The 23,169-nt window shown below is 60.2% G+C and carries 32 protein-coding genes; 20 read left to right on the top strand and 12 right to left on the bottom strand.

Annotation, left to right across the window (positions count from 1 at the left end; translation table 11 throughout):
• Positions 1-4 precede the first annotated feature (4 nt).
• The 3 genes from WG907_RS04365 to WG907_RS04355 all read left to right on the top strand — a co-directional run bounded on the left by WG907_RS04365 (position 5) and on the right by WG907_RS04355 (position 1,046).
• Complete coding sequence (locus WG907_RS04365) at positions 5-415, top strand: hypothetical protein (protein WP_340231387.1); 411 nt, start codon at positions 5-7, stop codon at positions 413-415.
• A 68-nt stretch (positions 416-483) separates the two neighbouring features.
• The gene (locus tag WG907_RS04360; protein ID WP_340231386.1) at positions 484-882 is read left to right on the top strand and encodes a hypothetical protein; all 399 of its coding nucleotides are present in this window, start codon (positions 484-486) and stop codon (positions 880-882) included.
• Positions 879-1,046 carry a hypothetical protein gene (locus WG907_RS04355; RefSeq protein ID WP_340231385.1) on the top strand — a complete coding sequence of 56 codons (168 nt, stop codon included), beginning with the start codon at positions 879-881 and terminating at the stop codon, positions 1,044-1,046. Before WG907_RS04360 ends, WG907_RS04355 begins: the two co-directional genes overlap by 4 nt.
• Here WG907_RS04355 and relB read toward each other — a convergent pair.
• The 3 genes from relB to WG907_RS18180 form a co-directional block, all read right to left on the bottom strand.
• Positions 1,043-1,330 (bottom strand): type II toxin-antitoxin system RelB family anti-toxin transcriptional regulator, encoded by a 288-nt coding sequence (gene relB / locus WG907_RS04350; RefSeq protein WP_340231384.1) that lies wholly within the window; start codon positions 1,328-1,330, stop codon positions 1,043-1,045. The genes WG907_RS04355 and relB overlap by 4 nt on opposite strands.
• Positions 1,331-1,332: 2 nt before the next feature.
• Positions 1,333-1,641 (bottom strand): type II toxin-antitoxin system RelE/ParE family toxin, encoded by a 309-nt coding sequence (locus tag WG907_RS04345; RefSeq protein WP_340231834.1) that lies wholly within the window; start codon positions 1,639-1,641, stop codon positions 1,333-1,335.
• Between the two features lie 104 nt (positions 1,642-1,745).
• Complete coding sequence (locus tag WG907_RS18180; RefSeq protein ID WP_445326760.1) at positions 1,746-2,150, bottom strand: DUF2846 domain-containing protein; 405 nt, start codon at positions 2,148-2,150, stop codon at positions 1,746-1,748.
• Positions 2,151-2,217: 67 nt separating this feature from the next.
• Here WG907_RS18180 and WG907_RS04335 point away from each other — a divergent pair, with 67 nt between their 5' ends.
• From WG907_RS04335 to WG907_RS04270, 14 genes are read left to right on the top strand one after another with little or no spacing between them, the layout of a single operon-like run.
• Positions 2,218-4,866, top strand: coding sequence for a tape measure protein (locus tag WG907_RS04335; protein WP_340231382.1), 2,649 nt, complete (start codon positions 2,218-2,220; stop codon positions 4,864-4,866).
• Positions 4,866-5,423, top strand: a complete 558-nt coding sequence (locus tag WG907_RS04330; protein WP_340231381.1) for a hypothetical protein — start codon at positions 4,866-4,868, stop codon at positions 5,421-5,423. Before WG907_RS04335 ends, WG907_RS04330 begins: the two co-directional genes overlap by 1 nt.
• Positions 5,420-5,770: a hypothetical protein gene (locus tag WG907_RS04325; protein WP_340231380.1), complete on the top strand. Its 351-nt coding sequence runs from the start codon at positions 5,420-5,422 to the stop codon at positions 5,768-5,770. Before WG907_RS04330 ends, WG907_RS04325 begins: the two co-directional genes overlap by 4 nt.
• Entirely contained in the window at positions 5,763-7,604 is a 1,842-nt protein-coding gene (locus WG907_RS04320; RefSeq protein ID WP_340231379.1) for a phage tail protein, read from the top strand. The genes WG907_RS04325 and WG907_RS04320 overlap by 8 nt, the downstream gene beginning before the upstream one ends.
• Before the next feature lie 52 nt (positions 7,605-7,656).
• Positions 7,657-8,346, top strand: coding sequence for a hypothetical protein (locus WG907_RS04315; protein WP_340231378.1), 690 nt, complete (start codon positions 7,657-7,659; stop codon positions 8,344-8,346).
• A complete protein-coding gene (locus WG907_RS04310) occupies positions 8,336-8,704 on the top strand; it encodes a hypothetical protein (protein ID WP_340231377.1) in 369 nt (122 codons plus the stop codon). The genes WG907_RS04315 and WG907_RS04310 overlap by 11 nt, the downstream gene beginning before the upstream one ends.
• 3 nt (positions 8,705-8,707) lie before the next feature.
• The gene (locus WG907_RS04305; protein WP_340231376.1) at positions 8,708-11,062 is read left to right on the top strand and encodes an SGNH/GDSL hydrolase family protein; all 2,355 of its coding nucleotides are present in this window, start codon (positions 8,708-8,710) and stop codon (positions 11,060-11,062) included.
• A complete protein-coding gene (locus tag WG907_RS04300) occupies positions 11,062-13,101 on the top strand; it encodes a pectate lyase family protein (RefSeq protein ID WP_340231375.1) in 2,040 nt (679 codons plus the stop codon). Before WG907_RS04305 ends, WG907_RS04300 begins: the two co-directional genes overlap by 1 nt.
• 3 nt (positions 13,102-13,104) lie before the next feature.
• Positions 13,105-13,389 (top strand): hypothetical protein, encoded by a 285-nt coding sequence (locus tag WG907_RS04295; RefSeq protein ID WP_340231374.1) that lies wholly within the window; start codon positions 13,105-13,107, stop codon positions 13,387-13,389.
• Positions 13,386-13,817, top strand: a complete 432-nt coding sequence (locus tag WG907_RS04290) for a hypothetical protein (protein WP_340231373.1) — start codon at positions 13,386-13,388, stop codon at positions 13,815-13,817. Before WG907_RS04295 ends, WG907_RS04290 begins: the two co-directional genes overlap by 4 nt.
• Before the next feature lie 35 nt (positions 13,818-13,852).
• Complete coding sequence (locus tag WG907_RS04285) at positions 13,853-14,398, top strand: glycoside hydrolase family 19 protein (protein ID WP_340231372.1); 546 nt, start codon at positions 13,853-13,855, stop codon at positions 14,396-14,398.
• Positions 14,395-14,661: a hypothetical protein gene (locus tag WG907_RS04280; RefSeq protein ID WP_340231371.1), complete on the top strand. Its 267-nt coding sequence runs from the start codon at positions 14,395-14,397 to the stop codon at positions 14,659-14,661. Before WG907_RS04285 ends, WG907_RS04280 begins: the two co-directional genes overlap by 4 nt.
• Complete coding sequence (locus tag WG907_RS04275; protein WP_340231370.1) at positions 14,658-15,086, top strand: hypothetical protein; 429 nt, start codon at positions 14,658-14,660, stop codon at positions 15,084-15,086. Before WG907_RS04280 ends, WG907_RS04275 begins: the two co-directional genes overlap by 4 nt.
• Entirely contained in the window at positions 15,083-15,226 is a 144-nt protein-coding gene (locus tag WG907_RS04270; protein WP_340231369.1) for a hypothetical protein, read from the top strand. The genes WG907_RS04275 and WG907_RS04270 overlap by 4 nt, the downstream gene beginning before the upstream one ends.
• 588 nt (positions 15,227-15,814) lie before the next feature.
• Here the strand turns inward: WG907_RS04270 and WG907_RS04265 are convergent.
• From WG907_RS04265 to WG907_RS04225, 9 genes are all read right to left on the bottom strand, one after another.
• The gene (locus WG907_RS04265; RefSeq protein ID WP_340231367.1) at positions 15,815-16,024 is read right to left on the bottom strand and encodes a hypothetical protein; all 210 of its coding nucleotides are present in this window, start codon (positions 16,022-16,024) and stop codon (positions 15,815-15,817) included.
• Positions 16,017-16,274: a hypothetical protein gene (locus WG907_RS04260; protein WP_340231365.1), complete on the bottom strand. Its 258-nt coding sequence runs from the start codon at positions 16,272-16,274 to the stop codon at positions 16,017-16,019. The genes WG907_RS04265 and WG907_RS04260 overlap by 8 nt, the downstream gene beginning before the upstream one ends.
• On the bottom strand, positions 16,271-16,576 hold the full coding sequence (locus WG907_RS04255) for a hypothetical protein (protein ID WP_340231364.1): 306 nt from the start codon (positions 16,574-16,576) through the stop codon (positions 16,271-16,273). The genes WG907_RS04260 and WG907_RS04255 overlap by 4 nt, the downstream gene beginning before the upstream one ends.
• Positions 16,573-17,811, bottom strand: coding sequence for a hypothetical protein (locus tag WG907_RS04250; RefSeq protein ID WP_340231363.1), 1,239 nt, complete (start codon positions 17,809-17,811; stop codon positions 16,573-16,575). Before WG907_RS04250 ends, WG907_RS04255 begins: the two co-directional genes overlap by 4 nt.
• Positions 17,808-18,278: a hypothetical protein gene (locus tag WG907_RS04245; RefSeq protein WP_340231362.1), complete on the bottom strand. Its 471-nt coding sequence runs from the start codon at positions 18,276-18,278 to the stop codon at positions 17,808-17,810. Before WG907_RS04245 ends, WG907_RS04250 begins: the two co-directional genes overlap by 4 nt.
• Positions 18,279-18,486: 208 nt before the next feature.
• On the bottom strand, positions 18,487-18,723 hold the full coding sequence (locus WG907_RS04240) for a hypothetical protein (RefSeq protein ID WP_340231360.1): 237 nt from the start codon (positions 18,721-18,723) through the stop codon (positions 18,487-18,489).
• Entirely contained in the window at positions 18,716-19,138 is a 423-nt protein-coding gene (locus WG907_RS04235; protein ID WP_340231359.1) for a hypothetical protein, read from the bottom strand. Before WG907_RS04235 ends, WG907_RS04240 begins: the two co-directional genes overlap by 8 nt.
• Complete coding sequence (locus WG907_RS04230; protein WP_340231358.1) at positions 19,131-19,361, bottom strand: hypothetical protein; 231 nt, start codon at positions 19,359-19,361, stop codon at positions 19,131-19,133. The genes WG907_RS04235 and WG907_RS04230 overlap by 8 nt, the downstream gene beginning before the upstream one ends.
• Complete coding sequence (locus WG907_RS04225) at positions 19,358-19,864, bottom strand: hypothetical protein (RefSeq protein ID WP_340231357.1); 507 nt, start codon at positions 19,862-19,864, stop codon at positions 19,358-19,360. The genes WG907_RS04230 and WG907_RS04225 overlap by 4 nt, the downstream gene beginning before the upstream one ends.
• Before the next feature lie 194 nt (positions 19,865-20,058).
• Here WG907_RS04225 and WG907_RS04220 point away from each other — a divergent pair, with 194 nt between their 5' ends.
• From WG907_RS04220 to WG907_RS04210, 3 genes are read left to right on the top strand one after another with little or no spacing between them, the layout of a single operon-like run.
• The gene (locus tag WG907_RS04220; RefSeq protein WP_340231356.1) at positions 20,059-20,532 is read left to right on the top strand and encodes an A24 family peptidase; all 474 of its coding nucleotides are present in this window, start codon (positions 20,059-20,061) and stop codon (positions 20,530-20,532) included.
• Between the two features lie 51 nt (positions 20,533-20,583).
• Positions 20,584-21,594, top strand: a complete 1,011-nt coding sequence (gene cpaB, locus WG907_RS04215; RefSeq protein ID WP_340231355.1) for a Flp pilus assembly protein CpaB — start codon at positions 20,584-20,586, stop codon at positions 21,592-21,594.
• Position 21,595: 1 nt separating this feature from the next.
• Positions 21,596-23,158 carry a type II and III secretion system protein family protein gene (locus WG907_RS04210; RefSeq protein ID WP_340231354.1) on the top strand — a complete coding sequence of 521 codons (1,563 nt, stop codon included), beginning with the start codon at positions 21,596-21,598 and terminating at the stop codon, positions 23,156-23,158.
• Positions 23,159-23,169: the final 11 nt, after the last annotated feature.

Raw genomic sequence — 23,169 nt, 5'->3', positions numbered from 1 at the left:
TGACATGGCCGATTTAAGCATCACCGCCGCGAATGTTATTGCAGGCACCGGCGCGAGCGGAACCAATGGCCTCGCTGGCGCGGCCATTACGGCTGGCCAGGCCGTCTATCTGGACAAGGTGACGCAGAAATACCTGCTCTCGGACAGCAATTCCGGTGTTGCAGCCGCTCGCGCCGTGGATGGCCTCGCGCTTCACGCTGCCGCGCTCAACCAGCCGCTCGCCGTCCATACCAAGGGACCTATCGCGATCGGGGCCACACTGGCCCCCGGCGTCGCCTATTATCTCTCGGACACGCCGGGCGGCATCTGCCCCGTCGCGGACGTTGGGACAGGCGAGAATAGCATTCTGATTGGCATCGCGACATCGGCGAGCGTCCTCAAGGTCAACGTCCAGAATTCGGGCGTCACGCTTTAATGGAGACTGCCGTCGATCTGGATTTCGCGGGCGGCCGATATCGCTTCTGGCTCCCGCTGCCGCAGGTCGTGGCTATCGAGCGCGGCCCTGCTGCGCACCGGCATGAAGGTTACCCCCGTTCCATCTTCGCGATGTACGACGCCATCAGTGCCGGCCTCGGTATAACGGATGATGGCGCTGTCTATGTCGGCGGGGCAACGGCGCTCGTCGGGGACATCCGAAACATCATCATGCAAGGTCTGATCGGCGGCGCTTCCGGTTTGGTGGATGGCGACGAGATCGAGGTTGGTCCACAGACCGCCGGCGAGCTGGTAACGGCCAACGTCTATCCCGCACGCCCGCTGATCGAAGGTATGCACATTGCATGGGCGATCCTCAACGCAGCGATCAACGGCGTCGTGCTAAAAAAAAAGCAGTCAGCGGAAAGCGAAGTCGAAACCCCGAACCCATCCGAAAAGGACAGGTGATCGCCAACTGCGGCGGCATGCACCTTAATTGGGAGCGGCTGTCGCTATCTGGGTATTTCGAGGCGCTAGAGGCGCATAACGATGCCAATAGCGGCGGGGGCCAGGAGAAAGGCGTCAAGGATATCGACCGGCTGCGGCGGTTTGTGGACGCGCATCGGGGTTAGGCCTTCGCTAAGAGCCTTTCGGCGACAGCGGGATCAGCCTGGATGATGGTCAGCAGCGCCCGTGCCGGCGCGTCTGGCTGACGGCGGCCCTGCTCCCAATCACGTACCGTGCCGACTGGCAGATGATAGGTCTCGGCGAAAGCCTGCTGTGACTTTTTGGTGGCGGCCCGGACGGCCTTAACGTCGACCGGCTCATGTGTGACGAAGCCCTTGCGGTCTCCGCCCTCATATGCCTCGACCTGAGCCATAGCGCGCTTGAGACTGGCGAAATCCTGAGTGTCCATTTTCACTTTCCTTTCCGTAGATCGTTCTTTTGGGCTTCGGTGAGATTGGCTTGCTTGCCCTTGGAAATCACGGTCATCAAAAATACGGGGTTCACCTCGCTCGTGTAATAGGTGATGATCCTATACCCTGCCGACTTGCCCCGACCTTCCTTAGCAATCCTAACCTTGCGACAGCCTCCGGTGCCGGGGATGATCTCGCCAGCTTCGGGATTCTCCGCCAGAACCGAAACGGCAGCGTCGCGCTCGGCGTCGCTCATTCCCGCCTTCTTGGCAGCAGTGAGATATTCCGGGGTTTCAACTACCGTGTGCATGCATGAGATGTACGGCATTGCCGTATTCAAGTCAAGGTTTAATTACGGCATTGCCGTAGTTTTATAGTCGTGCGCCCTATCCACAGCGTGGTTGTCGGGTCGCCCTATTCGGGATGTGGCCCGCTCAGAACCTGGGCTGAAACATCCTTCCGCTCATAATCGACTGAATGCGCGGCGAAACTTTCCTGATCGACAATTTGAAGATCGGCCCTACCCGACATTATCCCCGCCTTGATCTGGCACCGAACATATTTTGTCTGACCAGCGGCAACGTTGACCTCGATGCTCGCAGTTTTGTTGGTCAAGATGTAGCTGCCTGCCGGGACATGCCATTCGGCATATTTTCCGCGACCCAACTCAATGATCTGCTCGCCTTTGTATCGGATGGGGCAAGCTATCGCAGCGCCCCCGAGCGACGATCCCCGATAAAGGATGATCTTGCCCTTCTCGGATGCAAGCGTCGGAGGCGCAGCGGCACCTGCGATGAGCAATGTCAATAAACCGAGCATCTATCCTCCAAGATTTGGCAGCCTGACGGTTATAAACCCCATATGCGGGCCACCGTAGCATGGCGGCATGCCGGAAATCGACCCCGTAATCCTCCAGCTTCGCGCGGATGTAGCCAAGTACAACGCCGATATGCAGCAGACAGCGCGTCGCGTAGACGCCAGCCTGAAGCTGCAAGAGGGATCGATCGTCCGCCTGGAAGGCCGTATGACGACCGGGTTCGAGCGGGTCGGCGGCGCAGCAACCCGCGCGCAAATGTTGGTCGGCTCATCCATGAACGCGATCAAGGGGGCTATGGCCGGCGTTTCCGCAATAGCTATTGCCCAAAGCTTCCTGAAGATCGCGGATGAGGCAAAGAAGCTCGATGCGACGTTGAAACTGGCGACATCTGGGTTCGGGTCGTTCGGCCAAGCTCAAGAAGACGTTCGTCGTATTGCCGATGAGACGCGATCAGGGCTTTCCGAAACAGCGTCTCTCTATGCCAATTTTGTACGCGGCGCCAAGGAGCTAGGTGGCTCTCAAGCCGAAGCTGCGCGCGCTACCGAGACATTTTCAAAGACGCTGAAGATCAGTGGCGCGGACGCAAATTCGGCTGCGTCTGCGACCCTGCAATTCGGTCAGGCGCTCGCATCTGGCGCGCTGCGTGGCGACGAACTTAACAGCATCCTTGAGGCATCGCCCCGTCTTGCCCGGCTGCTGGCGGATGCGATGGGGCAACCGATCGGGCAGATTAAAAAGCTTGGCGAAGAGGGTAAGCTCACCTCTGATAAATTGCTTCGGGCCTTAACGGACACGAAATTCACTGCCAGCATTGACGCTGAATTCAAAGAATTACCCGTCACCTTCGATGACGCGATGACGAAGGTCTACAATGCGGCGCTCGTGACCTTCTCTGCGTTCGATCGCGGCGGCCAGTTCTCCACCGCACTGGCCAACTTCGTGACCGATGGGGCTGACGGCTTTGGCGACATGGAGCGCGCCGCAGAGCGTTTCGGCATATCGACCCGAGAGCAGTTCAACGGTCTTTACGAGGCGGTTTCGCCTTTTCTAGCCCTGCTTCAGGAAATCCGCAGCACACTCGCTTATATCGAGACCCACACCCCTAAGGCGGCCAAGATCACGCCAGAAGGCGCTGCAACGGGCGTGGATGCTGTAACCGGCCTTTGGCGCAAACCCCAAGCCTTTGGCCGTGGCCTGTATTCCGCTGCAACGGGCGGCTCGTTCCGAAAGGGCTATGACGATTTCATGAGTCAGACCAGCGCCGCGCAATATGTGCGTGACGCTAGAGGCCGCATCGATCAGAAAAACACAGACGCGGAGATGGCCCGCATCATGCGCGGAAATCCGCTTCGTGATGCTGCCACAGGTCTATCTAAGTTCAAAGTGCCATCAACGGGCGACAAAGCCAAGAAAAAGGCTGGCGCGAAGTCACCTCTCAGTCCTGAGGCGTTCGCTCGCGAAGAGGCGTCGCTCAACGATCAAATTCTCCGGTTAAAAACGGACGAGACCCAGACTGCCGAGCAGCGTGCGAAGATAGAAACCGACCGCATCGAGGCGGCGCGGCTCGCCGCGAACGCCGAAGTCGAGTTGGATAAGCGATACACCCAGCCTCAGAAGGAAAAAATAGTCGCGCTGAACGATCAGGTCGCAGCGCTTCGTGCGGCGAAGGTCATTCAGGAGCGCGATGCCGAAGTGGCCCAGCGCACCTATGACCTTGAAACAGCCGCCAATCGCAGTGCTCAAGATCTGTTGGAGAGCCAGTCGGATATCACCACGAACCGGCGCGAGCAGTATGAGATCGAGAAGCGCATCCTCAAGCTAAAGCAGTCGCAGGAGCGTGCAGAACTCGAACGCCTTCGCGACAGCCAGAAGCCTGAGGAGCGCGATATCGGCCGCGCTGGCTTGGCTAAGCTTGATGCAAAACAAGCGAACGAGGATACCAAGCTTGCCCAACAATATGAGGGCCCTTTGGGCCGCTACCGCCGCAAGCTCAACGACACCGACATACACGATCAGGTCGAGCAATATGCGGTGGACGAACTGGAGCATGTGCAGGACGGCATCCGCGACGCCCTTACGAAGAAGCTGGGTATCAAAGACCCGTTCCTGGCTGGCATCCTCGATATGTTCATCCAGCAGGTGATCATGAAGCCGCTGGCCAATGCCTTTGCTGGGGCGTCTGGCGGTGGTGGGGGCGGCATCGGTGGGATATTCGGTTCGCTCCTTTCCGGCCTAGGGGGAATCTTTGGCGGCGGGGGGGGTGGAGGCGGAGCCATTACTGGGGGAGGAAGTTCGTTCAGCTTCCCTGGGCTCATCTCTGGCTTCGGCGGCGGAAGGTTCGACATGAGCGGAACTCGCGTCCCCGGTTTCGCGGGCGGTACGCCATATGCCCCCGGAGGGATGGCGCTCGTCGGCGAAAGGGGGCCGGAACTGGTTAACTTGCCGCGCGGATCGCGTGTTACGCCGAACCACCAACTGGCCGGCGCAGCAGCGCGCGGAATGGTCGGCGCCGGTGCGGCCTCTTCCCCGCGCAATGTTATTGTTCAGCAAACAGTTCATGTCGACGCCAGCAACAGCGTCAATCCCGCTGGCTTCGAAAGCCGGATATTGTCGGTCTCCGCCGCCCAAGCTCAACAAGCCGCGGCGGCAGCCTACCAGCAGTCGATGAAGGATGCTCCCGGCGCTGTTCGGCGCGCGCAACGATTCAGGACCACCTAATGGCCACCTATCGGGCGTCAGTCCTCTTTCGTCTGCTCAGCGACCCACCGGTCTATCTGTGGAGCGGTTACGGGCCGTTGGAGACAGCGGCCGACGCGCTCGACGCCGGCGGCGCTTCATGGCGGGGCGCTGCTGAACTCGTATCCGTGCCGACGCTCAAGCAGCTTATTAATGGAGAGGCCGACCGGATCGAGGTGAAAGTATCCGGCGTGTCGCCTCATACGCTGCGCCTTGCCCACGAGGATCGCGCGAGCGTAAAGGGCGCAGCGGCGAACATCGGCATAATCGAGTTCGATGATGCGTGGCAGCAGCAGGGGCCGATCAAATGGCATTGGTCGGGCCTTGGTGGCGTCATAATCACGGAATCGGTGGCGTCGGAAAATGGCCGGGACTGGTCGGTCACACTCTCAATGGCGAGTGCTGACACTTACCTGTCGAATCCTCGCCTCTCCTTCTTCACGGCTGCTGATCAGGCGAAGAGGTCGCCGACCGATCAGTTCTTCTCCCATGTCGCGGGTATCAGCGCGGGCACCACTCGCAGATTCGGCCCGCTATGAGTCTGGCAGAATATCTGCTGGAGGGTGCCCGCACTCCATGGAGGGATGGCGTCCATGATTGCTCAGCATGGCCCGCGCGGTGGGCCGGCGTCCCCCTGCCGGCTGACTACTCGACGCACGACCGGCCACTTTCCGAGGTCTGGGGCGACTGGATCGGCGACCGCCTTGAGAAGGCGCTTGAGCCGGCAGTAGGAGATATTGGCGTGGTTCGCGTCGTCACGCCGCATGGTGAGGATGAGATCGGCGGTATTTATACCGGCGACAAGTGGGCACTCCTGACCGCTAAGGGCCTGGCGACAGTTCGATTGCCGGTTTCCAATGTCATAGCGGTGTGGCGCTGTGGGTAAGTTCGTCGGGGCCATCATCGGCGTTGTGACAACGGCTGTTGGCGTCTTGACGGCTAACCCCGCGCTCATCGCGTCTGGCATCGGCATGATCGTCACAAATGCTGTGGCACTTCTCTTCGCGCCTTCGATGCCAACCCCCGATGCCGCGGTCACTCAAAAGAAAGAGTCGACCCCCGTCAGGACTAAGGGCTATAACCGGCGACGGGTGTACGGCAAAGTCGTGCTGTTCGAAACTGACAGCGGCGGCGCAGCTATCGATGTCATCGCCTTCTTGGATGGCCGCAGCCATGCTGTGGTCCAACCCTACCTAAATGATGACAAAGTGACGATCACAGACGGGGTGGTCGATGGCTTGGAAGATGGGCGCTACAAGGACCGCAAGGTATCAGCCGGATTTAATCTTGGTCTACCAACCGAGACAGCCTTCTCTGTTGTTACCGCTCGTTTGTCTGGAATATGGACTGCGGAGCATCGCGGCGACGAGGTGACATCCGGGTATTTGCTTAAGTTGCCCGTCAAAGACAAGGACTTCCTGGAAGTATACCCCCAAGGCGATAACGTAGTTCTATCTGCTGTCTTCGACATGCAATATCTCTTCGATCCGCGCGACGAGACAATGGACGCCTACGATCCGGACACGTGGGTCAAAGCCGAACCACTGCTTGGTAATCCAGCACTCTGCCTCCTTCATTATCTGTTGACGGATCGCGGCGTAGATTATGACACGCAAATCGCGCCGGTGCTGCAATACTGGGTCGACGCGGCCGATCACTGCGATGAGCCAGTCTCATTGAAAGCCGGTGGCACAGAGCCTCGCTACCGTTGCTCGGTCCTCTACGACATGACCGCGGAACCAGCGCAGGTTATCGCCGAAATTCTCAAGACCTTCGATGGCTGGTACTCGCAGGACGAACTTGGTCGCTACATCGTCTTTTCTGGACGCTTTTATGAGCCGACCGTAACCATCGGCCCCTCTGAAATCGTCAATGCGCGGCATCAAGGGTTTGTCGAGGATGAGGATTTCTACAACGAATTGACCGTCACCTACATCTCGTCCGAGCATGATTATGCGACCGTGGACACGACGCCATGGCGTAACGAGGATGACATTTCGGAGCGCGGCAAGGAAAACAGCACTCCGATTGCACCCCAGGTTCCTAGCCATGCGCAGGCCCGTAGATTGGCCAAGCGGTTTATGGCGCGACAGAACGCACCGGATCGTGGTTCGATCACCACCAATTACGGCGGCATGTCGGTGATGGGGCAGCGCTATATCATGCTCGACCACGTAGAGGCTGGCGCGACATTTTATTCTGGACCGGCAGAAATCATAACATCTCCGGCGAAAGACATGACCACGTTGGGGGTGTCCTTCGATTGGGTGGCGGCAAATCCAAATATCGATGCATGGAACCCGCCGACCGAAGAAGGCGATCCTGCCCCCGTTGGGGACCGCGTTGCGCCCGCGCCCCTTAGCGCGCCGACGATCTCCAGCGCGCTTTATTATGAAACCGGCGTCAGCGGTTCGCGTGTTAGATTGGTTGCCGATGGCCCCGATCGTGACGACCTGACGTGGTATGTCCGGTGGAAAGCTATTGTCGATCCTATCTGGGTTGAGCGCCAATATAGTGATCTTGACCCCGGCCCTTCAGTTACGATCGAAACCGAATTCCTGCCTGATGATGTCCCGATCGAACTGGAGGTCGCCTATCAGGTCGGCGATGGCCGTGTCTCGCCATGGTCGGCCAGCACGAACATGACAATCGGGAGCATCAGATGGGACAGCAGCACCTTTACATTTGATAGCTCCGTGACGACCTTCGACCGCAACTAGCGCACCCTGAGGGTTATAAACGGTCGCACCCCGCGGGCTTAGGCTTCGCGGCATGCTCGTTTTTCCGCTCCATCATTTCAACCCCGGCGTCCTGTCTGCCGATGTGACGATGCGGGTCATATCTGGTGGAACGGCAATCAACGATGTCGAGACGACCATCCAAACCGATGGTGGCGGACGTTGGGAAGGAACGCTTGGCGAGATCGACCTCGATGAGCCGTTCTATAAGCGGCTATGGGAGGCATGGTCATCGCATCTGGCAGGTGGCGCGCGCCCGTTCTTGATGCCGGTGCCCTCACTCGACACGGCCCCCGCACCATCAGCGGGTCGTGGCGTGTTGTGGCCTTCGGACATCGTTACCGACGACGAGTATTTCCCGACATACGCGCGCTTCGCCAAACCTTGGATCGAGGCCGAAACGGTCGGCGTATCCGGATCACCTCCGTCAGTCCTGACGATCGCAATCACGCGTGGGTCGCGGCTGACCCCAGGTATGCGTTTCGGCATGGGCGGCAACCGCGCCTATAAAATCGAGCGAATTACTGACCGCGACGGCCAGCAGGCGACTTGCATCATTTCCCCGCCATGCCGGGTCGAATGGCCCGACGCGACCCCGCTGAATTTCGATTGGCCGCTTGTCCAGTGCAAGGCTGTCATCGGGCAGAACCTGCGACCCGATTACGGCTTCGGCTACGCGACCACCTCGCTCGCCTTCGTGGAGGACTTCACCGATGTCGGGTGAGTACCTCATGGACATCAATGTGCCGCGTTCCGGCGCGGCGCAATTCACACTCCTTTTCCGAGATATAAATGACGATCCCGTAGACTGCACGGGATGCACGGTCGCGATCGAGTTCCGATACGCGGCGGGCGACCCGTCCACCATTGCGACCGCCACATCCCAGGCAGACGACAACGTAACCGGTTTGGTGTGGACCGACATTGCCACGGGCCAAGCTCTCGTCACGATTTACGGCAGCATCTTTAGCGCGCTCGACGGCGACTACGAGGTGGTGCCCCTCTCCTACAAAATCCGCCTGACCAAAGCCGGCGATCCGCCTGTGCTGGTGTTCGGCACCCTCAACCTTTTGGCGGAGTAGCCCATGAGCATTTCCTCTGTGCGCCGGGTCCTCGTCACAACCGCGCTGGCGAACCCGCTCTCCGGCAAGGCGGACGTTACCGCCCTAAACGCCCTCGCCGCCACGGTCGCCACCAAAGCCGATGCAGACGACGTGGCAGACGCCTTCGCCGGCACCGCTGCCGCGCTCGACCTCAAGGCCAATATCGCCGCAGCCGTGCAGACGCAGGGCCTTCCGGGCGATAGCCTGATGCGCTTCACCTCCTATTCGCAGGGCGAGGCGGACGTATCCCCGCCCCCTGTCGGAACCGTCGTGAACAATGCCGATCGCCGGGTGCTGCGCGTGACCGGGAACGACAGGACGGCCTTGCGCGAGCGCGTGGCGATGGAGGCGGACCGCATCTATCGCCTGCGCTACCGCGTGAAACGCCAGGTTAATTCCACGAACCCGACCGCCGACGTGATCCGGTTCAGCGCTTCCTGGCTAACCAACGCCAAGGCCGAAATCAGCTTCGGGGTGTTCGAGGACAAAGTGCTGCAAGTGTCCGCCGGGGCCTATGATGTGCAGTTCACCGTCTCGCGCGAATCCGGCCTCGGCATCGACTTCACCGCCCCGTCAAACGCCCGCTATTTCGTGCCGTTCGTCTATACCTTCGGCGCGGGGCACCAGACCGATATCGAGATCATCGATTGGGAGGACATCACCGCCGAGATCGCGCTTATCAACGCGCAGGCCCAGCCCAACATGTTCACCGGCGGCCACACGATGGACGACGCGGACGCCATTCCCTATCCAAGCTCCGGCGCCGCCTATGCCGCCATCACCGATGCGGCCTTGCTGGCGCGCGGGCATACAAAGGGGTGGAAAGGCGCGGTCAACGGGCTTGCCGTCATCGGGCGGGATTTCGTCAAGACGAATTTCAAGGGCACGACCGCCTTCATCCGCTGGGACATGCAGAGCAGCGCCGATGACGTGTACGGCGTCCCCCAGGTCTATGCCCGGCATGATGGCGGTCAGACGACGGTCATCCAGGGCAAGCTCGAAGAGATATTGTCCGCACGGGCCGCGACCTATTCGGCGCGCTTCGAAGTGCCTTGGGACAGTTTCGAGGGGTACCTCGCCGGTCAGGATATGGGCGAGAACCAAGCCGACACCGGAGCGAGCGCAAATATTGTCGGCATGCAGGCCCATTTCTCCGAGCGCCCGGCATTCAACATCAACGCCAATGACTTTCCCGATGCGGTCGCGAACATGGCTTATCCGCCGGTCATGTTCGGGATCAAGGGCAGACCTCTCCCCTTCTATCCGCGCCAGTTGCTCAAGACGAAAACCGACGAGCTGGCGCTGACGGCGACCGTGAGCGTCAATGATGCCGGCGGGGCTGTCTTGCCCTTCGCACGGCAGGGTGGATCGCAGATCGATATCGACCCGGCGTTGATCACCGATGGTGCAACGGGCCAGATCGTGATCCGCCGCCATGCCAATATCGGCCAGCGCCTGCGCGTGCCGGTCACTTTCCGCATCGGCGCACCAACGGGGTCTGGCGTCCGCCGGCTGCATTTCATCGGCGACAGCATCACGAACCGCGAGCAGCCGATGCGGGCCACGCAAATCCTTGCCGCGATCGGCTACACCGCCAGTTGCATCGGCACGATGAACAATAATGGCGGCGGCACGCCTTCCGCGCCTTCCTATGGCGGCGAAGGGCGGGAGGGCGCTGAGTTCGCCGACTATATCAACGAGCATACCGACTTCCTCACCCCGCTCGCGGTGGGCAGTGAGGCGACCTATCGCGCGGCTGACGACAACGGCAAGCTCGGCAAGAACCCCTATATCCGCGCGGCTGTGGGCGGGGACAATGCGGCCTTCGTCAAGAACGGCTATATCTTCGACTTCCGCTTTTACCTCGACCGCTTCGGCTTTGCGGACCCGACCCACGTCATCATCAATCTTGGTCGCAACGATATCTCGCAACAGGACCCTGCCGAGACGCTGGCTCAGTATGAGCGCGGTTACCGGATCATGCGCGATCAGATCCGCGCCGCCTGCCCCACCGCGAAAATCGGCTTTGGCTTCTACGGCGAGGGCCTGAACGCCAATGCGGTGACGGACTGGAACACGGATCGCTGGAACCTGCTGCTGCGGCTGATGGAGCTTGTGGCGGTGGATGTGGCCGCTGGCGATACGCGCCTGTTCGTCATCCCGTCCTATGCTCATATGAGCCAGGAAGTGGGTTGGGCCACATCGGCGCTCGCCATCGATGCGTCGAGCCGGATGCAGACGCTATCGCTGACAGATCAGATTCACCCCGAGGGTATCGGCCGTCAGCAGAGCGCGGAAGTCACCGCCGCCTTCGTCCACGCCACGGGCGTTGCGTAATGGCGCTCGATCTTGAAACCATCAACATCGGCACCACGTCCGATGACGGGACGGGTGACGATCTCCGCACCGGCGCGGTAAAGACCAACGCGGCGATCGAGGCAGTAAATGCGCAGGACCTTGAGCTTGCGCTCAAAGCACCGCTGGCGAGCCCCGCCTTTACCGGAACCCCGACTGGCATCACGAAGGCCCATGTCGGCCTGGCGAACGCCGACAATACGTCGGACGCGAATAAGCCGGTATCTACCGCCCAAGCTACTGCGCTGGCTCTAAAGGCCCCGCTTGCAAGCCCCGCATTCACGGGCACGCCCACGGGGATAACCAAGGGCCACGTCGGCCTCGGCAATGTTGATAATACAGCAGATGCGGATAAGCCGGTGTCCACCGCGCAGGCAGGCCAGTTCGCGCTCAAGGCACCGTATGCCAGTCCGGCCTTCACCGGCACACCCACAGCCCCGACGCCCACGGCCGGCGACAGCACCACAAAGATTTCGACCACTAGCTTTGTCGGCAATGCCATTGCGACGCTGGCGGCCTTGCTGGCTAGCATCACGTCTAGCCAGGGCGCCGCACTCGTCGGCAAGTATAAGGCGACGGCCTCTCAGGTCCCGTCCACGGTCGAAGCGGAGATAGCGAACTTCGTCTGGGCCACCACGCAATATGGTGCGGACCCTACCGGCGCTGTCGATTGCGTCGCAAGCATCCTTGCAGCAGCGACTGAGCGGCTGCCCTATGGCGGTGAAATCCGGTTCCCCGCTGGCGTCTTCAAGATCGCCACCAGCTTCACGCTGCCCGATGGCATCGTTATTGTCGGATCCGGCACGTATGCGACGGTGTTCGTGTTCGACGCCAACGCGGTCATCACCACCGGCGCGGCCAATACCTTCCGAAATATTCGTTTGCACGGCGGGGTCACGCGGACCCTGGGCAAGCCCTTCGTCAAGGCGATCAAGAATTTCCCGGTCTTTGAGCGGGTCAACTTCACGAACTACGCGGTCGGCGTCGAAATTGGCGACTACTCACAGCCAATAACTACCCTGCCGCGCTTTGACGGATGCCATTTCTCGCAGCCGCAGGCTGGAGCCGGCAACGGCGGGATCATCGCCCACAATTACGCCGGCTTCTCGTTCAAGAACGGGTCGATGACGGGTGCCTATGGCATCCCTCAACCCGACTTCGGTATCCGCCTGCGCAATGGCGACACAGCCCAGATCGCGGACAGCAATCTTACCGGCCATGGCAAGACATTGTGGGTCGATACGCCAGCCTCCCAGAACGCCTATGCGATCACCTGCACCAACGTCTATTTCGATAGCTCGGGCGCGATCAGCAGCGGCACGAACGTCTCCAATGTCGAGATCACCCCGGCAGGCGGCGTTCACAGCATCAACTTCATCGCGTGCTGGTTCGGTCTGTCGGCAAATGCGTCGGGCTGCGTCCTTGCTCCCACGGGCGCGGGCGTCATCAATGCGCCCAAGTTCATCGGCTGTGAGGCGCTGGACAATGCGGTTGACGGCATTCTGGTCAATGGCGCCGGGGTCAAGGACCTTCAGGTCGCAGCCTCGAACTTCGGCAGCAATGGCTATGGCATTCGCTTCGTCGGCGCGCCGACGAACATCAATGTCCGCAACAACACGATGGGCACGACCTCGGGTCGCGGCGCAAACTTGATCGCTATCGAGATCGTGGCGGGGGCAGCTCCGACCGGCGTCATCGATGGCAACAACCTGAAGAACAACACCCTGACCTCGATCGAGAACCTCGGGTCGAGTACGGGTGCCCAGCTCAGAATCACGAACAATGACGGCTATAACGACCAGTTGCCGATCGTCACGGCAACGGTCGGGGCCTCGCCCTGGACCTATACCGCCGGCTGCGAGCCCGTCGACCTGTACCTGATCGGCGGGACCATTTCTGACGTGACCCTCAATGCCAGCACGATCGCAAGTTCTTCCGTACCGCTGGTCCGTCTGAAACCCGGTCAGGCTGTCGCCATCACCTATTCCGTCGCCCCCGTGGCCCGTGCCGTAAGGAACTGATCCATGACCATTCCGCAAGACGCTGACCTTTGCGTCGAAATGACCAATATGATCGCGAATGCGCTGCGCATGGCTGCGGCCCGATACCCTCATCAGCAGACCATCGAAATCGATGCAGATGGCGTCGATCTCACTATTACACGCGGCGACGGAAAGCGCGTTCGCCTGACCGTGATCGAGATCGAGGCCGTCGATCCGATCGCCATGCCCACGCCCGAAGAGATGATGGCGGCGCTTCAGGAGCGCGCGGCGGCGATGGACGCGCAGTTGAGCGGTGAGGCGGCATGATGGCCGGCCTGTCAGCGACGTGGTTCGCGGTCCTGGGTTTGATCGGTACTTTAATCGGGGGAGCCGGCTTGGGCGGCATGTTGAAGACTTGGCTCGATCATGTTCGTGGCCGGCGCAAAGATACTGACGAGGTTGCCCTCACGCTGGTCAACCAACTGCAAACGCGGGTCACCAGCCTGGAGGACAGCAGCGATCGGGAGCGCAAGCTGTGCGACGCTCAACTGGCGGTGCAGCGGCACCGGATCAACAACCTGTCGGGTAATTTCGACGCCCTGCTTCTTCTGATCGAGATGGCACCAGACAAGGCTTCCGAGATGGTCGCCAAGATCAAAGAGCGCCGGTCTGCACAAGAGCAGGCTGAGGCGGTGGAAAAGGCGACGCTGGCGGCGATCGGGCTGCATGCGACGCGCACTGAGGGAGGCGAATGATGGATTGGAGAGAAAATCTACAAGGCCGCATTGGCGTGCCACAAGATGGAGCATTTGGCCGCGTCTCGTTCTCAGCGCTGTTCAAGAAAATGGGCGCCTCGCAGGATCGCGCCGACGAGTTGGCATTGGCGGCGGCGGTGCATCTGCCAGCCTATGGGATCATGGATACCGCGCTTCGGCTCGCCCACTTTCTCGCTCAGGTCGGGCACGAAAGCGGCTCGTTCAAATATATGGAAGAGATCGCCAGCGGGTCGGCCTATGAAGGCAACACCAGCCTCGGCAACACACAGCCCGGCGATGGAAAGCGGTTCAAGGGGCGTGGTCCGATCCAGATCACGGGCCGGAACAACTATCGCTCGTTCGGCCGGCAGATCGGCATCGATATCGAGCGCTATCCTGACCTCGCTGCCTATCCCGCGATCGGCCTCCATCTCGCCTGCGCGTTCTGGGGGAACCGCAATCTGAACGGCTTGGCCGACAAGGATCTGCTGGAGGATATCACGCGGCGGATCAACGGCGGCCTGAACGGTCTTGCCGATCGAAAGTCGCGTCTCGTCGCACTGAAAGGCCTTATCTCATGATCCCGCGCGTCACCATCAAGCCGCCGACCGATCATTTCAGCGAAATCCTGCTGCTCGGCCTTATCGCAGGCGGAATGATCATGTCGATCCGACAAGCCATCAGCATGAACCATGCGGCCGAAGCGTCAGCTTACACGGCGGTCCTGATGGCGATCATCAGTGCGATTAAGGAGCGGTGGACCCAGCGCAGCGTCGACCGGATGGGCCAGAGCCTTGCCAACGCGCCGCCGTCCGATCCTCCAGCCACGGAACCAAAGCCATGATCCCCTTCAAGCCCTCGCGCGCCGGGGCGTCGCTACCCAAAATCTATATCCAGTTACCAGCGGGGAGGTTCGTCGTAAGCGACAACATCTATCTGCCCGATAACGTGGTGCTGCTAGGGCGACGGGAAAATATTGTGGGCCGAGCACTTCGAGCATTTGCAAACCACGTTTTGCACCTGGTTCTCGTGCACATTCTTAAAAAGAATCCGTTTGCACGATCCGCACCGGAACGTGAGGTTTCCGCCCGACGAGATCACGGCGTCCCCGTCAAACTCCAGCACGGTCTGTTTAGCGGGGTCCGGCGCTGGGACCACGATCATATCAATTTGCGGCACGACTCGATCCCCCAGGCAGTGAGCGACGAACATCTTCCGTCTGCGACCGGCGCGCAAGCCGCTGAGCGGCCACGAAAGGAACAGCCATGAAGCGCTTCCTCCTCCTGCCCGTCCTGCTGCTGGCCGGCTGCGCGTCAGTCCCCGCCGTCAACTGCACCAACGCGGCGAAGGTCCGCGCCGCTGCCACGCTGGCGCTACAGGCGATCGATAGGGTGTGTCCGGGGCTTTAGAGCAGAAACCCGCCCACGATCGCAAACGCCAGCATCCAAAGCGGCACCCATATCCACAGGCTATCGGACTGGTAGTTCCAGAGGCGGGTGAGGAAGCGGATCATTTGGGCAGATACCCCGCCAGCCTGTCAGCCCACCCTATCGCCCCTTCGTCACGAAGTGCTTGCGACAGTTCCCATATCTCCATCGGATGCATTTTATGCCCAGCGTCGATCTGCTTCATCAAGGCGTTGAACTCTCTTGTGAGCGGATGAGTGTCGGGGAGATTGGGCATTCCCCATGTTCGCGCTTCGTTCGCGAGTCGGTCAAGGGGGGGGGGGGAAGTGCTTGCCCTTAAGACGGACGCTTGATGGCCACGCCGCATATCTTAGCGGCAACGTCCGGCTCCAAGGCGGCGGCTGGGTCAACAATCATAAATGTGTCGTCGAGTCGGACTGCCTGGAACCTATGAAAGTCGTCCAAATTCCCCAACGTGATTGCGCTAACCGGGCTGAACCCATGTTTTGCAAACGCTCGGTTTAGGTGGATAATAGCGTCTGCTAAATCGCGTATAACTTCGTCCATCTTCATTCTCCTGTGGCGACCAGCCTAGTAAAACCTACAGTGCCGAAATTCATACGTGCCGCTATCCACCATTATCCCATAGCCGGATTGCTGGACGTAAACAGGCGTCTGCACCACAACAGGCTGCGCCGCATCCCGCATCCAGAACGGCTCGAAACCCGGATCGCGGGGATTGTCGCGCGCGTCGCCAAGCCATGCTGGATAGTTCCAGAAGTCTAGCGGGGCGTCAGGCATCGCCCATCGCTTCCAGCATATAGGCTATAAAGGTAATGCAGGACCGATACAGGATAAACACTAAGAATGCGAAATGGATGCTCTGTTGCGGCGTCCCGGCATCAAGGTTATGCGTCATGACCACGAAGGCGGCGATAGAAGTGCGGCATGACCGCAGTTTTCGGGCGAACCTTACGATCTTTTTTGGCGTGGAACCCTCAAGAGCGCCTTTCGGCACCACGCGGATTGCGAAGTCTGGTTGTTCGGTCATGGCTGACCATCCCGTGCCTGTTTAAGATCGTCCGAGAACTTGCTCAATTCCTCGAAATCCTGGGCGCAGGCGTAGCTATGGGCGTTGCGCGCTCGCACCAAGATATCCTCTAGTTCCTTCCCGCTAAGCTGATTGAGTGACCGAACGGGTTGCTTCTGCCGGAGTATGAAAGTGGCGATTGCCCGGATTACCTCTCCCTTCTCATCCTTGTCCGCCCGACACACGCCGCTATGCCCCTCCAGCAAGACACACCGCGTCCCCTCGACCTCGTTTATGATGCGATCGCATATGGACTGGATCATGGCTGTTCCGTTTCGGCGGGAGGGGTGGATAGGGCTTTTGTGGCGGTGCTGTGAATTTCGTTCACCGCCTTAACGGGGCCGCACGATGTCTGGCATGACGAACATGCGTAAGCCGCCTCTTCATAGGCTAGGATGGTGTCGCTCAAAGCCTCCCTCACATCGCTGGCAGGGGCAGGATGGGCGTAGAGCGGGGTTTCGGTCCATTCCCCGTGTGGCGGTGACTGCCGCGCCATATATTCGCTGCGTGTCTTGTAAAAAGTGACAGCACCGCTTCCGGTGACAGCCTCATACATCCAAGCCACCGCCTCCCCCTCGACGGCAGGCAGCGCGTTTCGAACCGCCGTTTCGCCGTAAATATGGATCATTGACCGGACATCGGGCCTAGCTATCGTCCCGCGCAGCATATTGGCATGGACTGCTACCGGGTCAGCCAGGGCGGCCTTGATGCCATCATCCCCCGCAGGATGGGCGTAGAGCGGGATAACTACATCGCTCTCGCTTATGGTTTTTGCCCACATGCCAGCTTTCGGAATCCACCGCCCGTTAACGAGATAACCTCCGGGTTCTGAGCGCCTTGAACTCATCAGTGCAGCAGTTGCACGCCTCCCCTCTTCTTCGGTAGGTTGAGTGCCTTGCACCCAATGCTCCAACATCATGTCGAGCGCATCGACAACAGGTTCTGACTTGAACGTGCGCCCGTCTAGATCAGGCGGCACCAAACAGGCGGACGGGCCTGCCCCGGCGGCTGCTTTAAGGTTCAGCAGTGCGGAAAGCGGAAGCATCATGCACTGCCCTTGGTGCAAGGGGCGGTCAAAACCGTATTCCTTTTCAAGCCTGTCAATTTCGCGCAAAAACGGCTCCAGCGCTTCTCGCATCGCCTCACCCTCCCCCGCAGGATGGGCCTGCGCCGTGAGGGCTGCTAGTTCCTGTTTCGCAGCGTCAACGACCACCCTTTTTAAGCCCCATTGGCCCTTGTGGTAGTCAGCGATATTGTCGCCAGCCTCGAACAATATTTGCAGATTAGGTGGCAAAGCCTCAACACTTGCGGGGGCTGGCTGGGGGCGGGATAGTGCGGCGAGGCGAGCGTTTTCCCGTTCACGAATTACGATCTCGGCTAGAGGTGCCCAAGTAGCAAGGCGGTGACTGTCGAAATAATCGAGCATTTCGCCGACGACCCTATGAGCGTGGGTCAATTCGCTTTCCTGCTCGATCAGCGGGTTTTTGTGGTTGGTCATGATCGGGGTCCTTCCAGAAGAAACGGCATGGTTTTTCCGGACGCATATTCGAGTGCCAGGGGTTCACAGACGCGCTCCCAAATCGTCGATCCATCGCTCATCACGATGTTTGGCAGAAATGCTTCGTCAAAGGTCTCAACGCCGCTTTCAACGCTTTCCAGCTTAGCCTTTATGACGAGCAACAATGCTCGCGCGCGCTGTCGGCGGATCGCATCCGCCTTCTTTTGGCGGGCCGATAAAGGAATATCTGTATAGCGGTTGTTGCCGTTGTCACGGGTCGGCATCTGATCGGCAGTTGCGACGGGAACTCGGAACCGAAGCATGCGCTCCGTAAGGAAGAATTGCACCGCCAAAGCATCGGTATCATCCATCTGCGCGACCCGAGTGCCGCCAGCCTTTTTGATGACCGCGACAATATCAGCCATCGACTTTTCAGCCGGCACGGTAGTGTTTTCAGCGTAAGCCATCATTCCTCCCCTTTCAGGTGTGCGCGGACTGCGAGGCCGAGGGGGGTGAGACTAGAAAGGCAAGTAGTCAGGCCTTTACGCTCCAATGCTTTTAGGGTTGTCGTCATGCCTTGGGTCAACAAGCGTTGCCCGTAGGAGTGTCGAATGCAGCCGGTTATGGTGAACCGCTGCGCCTCCGTCAGCCCCGCCGCGATCTCTTCCACCCCGCTCATGGCTGCACCTGGGCGCGCCGCTGGAGCGCTTCGATAGCAGCTTGCAACGTGTCATCGGTCATCACGAAATCGGCGTCTTTACCCACCGCTTCTAAATCAGGATGCCGAACAAGCAGTGTGATTTTCGGGCGGCCCTTAAAGAGCATCGCGACTTCAGTTAGCAGGCCACCGACGATGTCTCTGGTTCGTTCGAGACGTGCCTCCGCCAGTTCCATCAAGTTCGTGTCAGTCATGGGTGGGGTCTCCTGTGGCTGCGTGTTCATCAAGCACCGATTGAGCGAGGCCACGCGCATCGTTATATCCGGCTGCTATCTGTATGATCGCAGCCAGTGCGGCCTCTCGAAGCCTTTGCAGGCGGCCAGATTCGGCGCGGCGGGCTTCCTCTAAATCCCATTTTGCGCGCCACTTCTCATCCCGCGCTTTTTTGCGAGCCGCCGCCCTGATAGGATCGTGCACTCCACAAAACTCGTGGATGCCTTCGCTTCGTCCCCATGAAGTAATGGAGCATTTCACCTTGGCGGGCTTGCCGCACATGTGCGAATAATAACCGCCCGAGGAAACGGACGCGTGGCATTTTCCCTCTGGGTGCTTCCATCCCGTACCCTGCTTAGGTCGCCAGACATTTGCGGAATAAACCCCCTCACCCACGGCCCGCCCCTTTTGGGTTAGGGGTGAGGCGTTCAACGATATCGCCGTTTTCAATCGCTCTCTGGAACTGCCCTTCGATCCGCCTGGTGATCGCGGCGCGGGTGGATTGCGGGATATAGCCGTGCAGGAATAGGAGCGATGCCGCCGCGTCTAGCCGCTGCGCCCACGTCTCGTCGGTCCAAGCTGGCGCGGCCGCAATAAGCCGTTCGATTGGCATGGTCATAGCTTTGGCCCCAGCAACACGCGAGCGTCGGCGGCGATCTCGCGGATATCATCCCAGCCATTGCGGCCGGTTGCCCGCTGCTCAGCATGCTCGCCGTTCAGATACGAAGCGTCATCCGCAGGGTCGTCGGCGCGCTCAAGCCATTGCGTGAATCGATGAAGCACATTGATTAGGCCGGAGATGCAAACCGGGTGCTCGGTGCCCGCTAGACCAAAATGGCTATTCGCTTCATCCTCATTGTGCGCGGTGAAGCCGCAATGCCAACAGCACCATATACTCGTTGCTGCTGCATATTGGCGAGCCAGTACAAGCGGATCATGATGGCAACCATCTTGAGAGGCGTGACCGCTATCGCCGCAGACATCGCAACCCATCATTTGGCCAGAGAGAAGCTGATGCTTGGCAGCCAATAAATCGGTGATCGCCTCGTTATAGTCTGCGGCGGTCGGCTTGCCGTCCCGATAGCAAACGCCGGGCAATATGGTATTGGTTTCACCAGTCATCCGAAGCTTATCCCTTCGCTTGATAGGGCCGGGTGCGTTGCGTAGGCGCATTCCGGCCCGAAAAGTTTTGCCTGCCGGAGCTATGATATTGATTCATATCGGGCAGGTTTTTCGGATCAGCGCGTGAAAATGCCCGCGCCGCCTGCCTTCTTGGTAAAGGTTTGGTAAGCCATCCGGTCTATACCCTGACCCCCATGATCGGGGAATATTTCAAGCTGGCGCTGATCTGCGCTCTGGGCGGACTGCTGATCACGGCAGCGATCACCGATTTGCGATCACGGATCATCTCGAACCGGCTCAATGTCATGATCGCGGTGCTGGCCCCCTTGTGGTGGCTTAGCTGCGGTCTGCCGGTGTGGCCGGGCATGGTGACGCAATTAGCGATCGGCCTGATCATCTTCGGGCTGTTCGCGGCGCTGTTCGCGCTTGGGTGGATGGGTGGTGGAGACGTCAAGCTGCTCGCGGCCCTGTCGCTGTGGTTCCCGTGGCAGGCAGTTGTCTCGCTGCTGGTGCTGATGGCGGTGCTCGGCGGGGTGGTGACGCTCGCCACCGTGATCCATCACCGAGTGACTAAACGCTTGGGACAACCGGAAATTCCTTACGGTGTAGCCATCTCGTTGGCGGCCCTTTGGTTGCTTGGCGAACGATATTTTAACCAATTTGCGTGATGAGTGGACGGCAGGGGGCTCTGCACCCGCTTAAGGGAGGCGAATTTCGTCATGGATGCAAAGAAAATCGTGCTGTTGGTAGGGGCGCTGATCATAGCGATCACGACAGCCCTGCTGGCGCGCAGCATGCTCAGCTCGTCAGGCGCACCGCAGGTGAACGCTGCGGCGATGCCGGACGCGGACCAGCCGCATGTGCTGGTCGCGACCAAGGCGTTGCCGGTCGGCACCATCCTTGACGCGGAAAGCTTCCGCTTCCAGCCATGGCCCAAAGATCTGATCGAACAGGTCTATTATCTCAAGGGTCAGGCCGATCCCGCCAAGCTCGCAGGCAGCGTCGTCCGCAACGACATTTCGGCCGGACAGCCCCTGACACAAGGATCGCTGATCAAGCCGGGCGATCGCGGTTTTCTTGCAGCAGCGCTTGGCGCAGGCATGCGCGCCGTGACGGTCCCGGTGTCCGCGCAAAGCTCGGTTGCAGGCTTCGTCTTCCCCGGCGATCGCGTCGACCTCGTGCTGACGCAGAGCGTGGCTGGCGGCGGCGACGGAGCGCCGCTCAAAGTATCCGAAACGATCCTGCGCAACCTGCGCGTGCTTGCAACCGATCAGCGCACCGATGCGATGGGTCCGGATGGCAAGCCGGTTGTCCAGACCTATTCGAACGTCACGATCGAAGTGACGCCCAAGATCGCCGAGAAGATCGCGGTCGCACAGACCGTAGGCTCGCTCTCGCTGTCGCTGCGTTCCATCGCCGACACCGCGTCCGATCTGGATGCGGCCATCGCCGGGAGCGACGTGGCCCTGCCCGACGGCAGCGATCCCAAGGCGGAAAAGTCGATCCTCGCCAAGCTGGCCGCGCGGCCGGTTGACCGTGGGTCGACCTTCTCCACCGGCGCCGACGTATCACGCTATCAGCGCAGCTCCGTCCCCGCCAAGGCGGACGCGGCCATGCCCCAGATGATGGGTGCCGCTGGCCCGGTCGTCGGAGCAGCCGTCCCAAGGGGACCAGTCATCCGCATCGCTCGCGGCACCAGCGTGACCGAAGTTCCGGTCGGGGGGAAATGAGATGAAGACCATAGGCACTCTCGCCCGGCGTTCGGCGGTCAAGCCGCTCATCCCGGCAATCGCACTCGGCCTGGCGGTTGCGCTGGCCGCAACCCCAACCACGGCGCTCAATGCTGCTCCTTCCTCGGGCCAGGACAATGCGATCCTGATGTCCGTGGGCGGCAGCCGCGTCATCAACCTGACAGCGAAGATGTCGGATGTGGTGATCGCCAATCCGGACGTGGTCGACGTTCATGTCCGCTCGCAGAACCAGCTTTACCTGATCGCTAAGAAGCCCGGTGAAACGACCGTCTTTGCCACGGCGACCAACGGCAAGGTGCTGTTTTCCGGCACGGTGCGCGTAGGCAACAACCTGACCAGCGTCGACGATATGCTGAGGCTGGCGATGCCGGGTGCAAACATCGCGGTCAACAAGATGAACGGCATGGTCCTGCTTACGGGCACGATCAAGGCACCCGAGGATGCCGCCGAAGCCGAGCGCCTGACGCAGGCGTTCGTCGGCAAGGATGTAACCGTGGTCAGCCGCCTGCTGATGGCGACGCCGCTTCAGGTCATGTTGCAGGTGAAGATTGCCGAGGTATCACGGGACGTTGGTCACAAAATCGGAACGAACATAGCGAGCGCGGATACATCCCCTGGCGGCATGGTCAGTGGGGGGAGCCGAAACTTCGCCAACTTCAATCGCGGTACATTAACACAAACATTAAACGCGGACGGCACGGTAACAGCGACTGGGACGCCCAGTTTCTGGACATTCAATAATGTCATCGATGGGGGTTATAGCTTAGGCGGCGTGGCCCGCTTGTTTGGCATGGATATCGCTGGCGCATTAGACTTGGCCGAGTCATCAGGCTTGGCAACAGTGTTGGCCCAACCGAACCTCACCTCGCTGTCCGGCGAGACCGCCAGTTTCCTTGCGGGCGGCGAATATCCCTATCAGGTGAACAACGGGCCGTCGTCGGGCAACAGCATCGAATTCAAGCAATATGGTGTGCAGCTCGCCTTCACGCCGACCGTGCTTGCCGATGGCCGCATTTCACTTCGGGTTCGTCCGACCGTGTCCAGCCTGGACTTTTCGGTGAGCTCCACGGTGCCGGCCCTGAAAAGCCGTACGGCGGAAACGACCGTCGAACTGGGGTCGGGCCAAGCGTTTATGATCGCGGGCCTGTTGAATAACGAGACCGGCAATACGATCAGCAAGGTCCCCGGCATCGGTAATATCCCGATCCTCGGCAGCCTGTTCAAGTCGCGCCAGTTCCAGCGCAACGAAACCGAACTGGTCATCGTCGTCACGCCCTATCTGGTAAAGCCGATGAACGCGTCCGACGTGCGCTTGCCGACCGATGGCTTCCGTAACGCCGATATCGGCCAGGGCCTGTTGCTTCAGCAGGGCGCGGACGGCGTCAGCGGCGCGCGCGGCGCAATGCCGACGCGAGCGCCTGGATCGCCCGTGCCGGTAGGCCCCGGGCCGCAGGCTTCCGCTGCGCTGCCCCCGGTCGCGTCACGCGATGCAGGCAAGCGCTCCGGCAAATCGGGCGGCGCGGCCCCCGGCTTCAGCTTCTGATCGAAGGACGA

The organism is Sphingobium fluminis (assembly GCF_037723805.1).
In the GTDB taxonomy this organism is placed as follows: domain Bacteria; phylum Pseudomonadota; class Alphaproteobacteria; order Sphingomonadales; family Sphingomonadaceae; genus Sphingobium.
The sequence above is the reverse complement of the archived record's forward strand: the minus strand, read 5'-3'. Positions and strand labels throughout refer to the sequence as shown.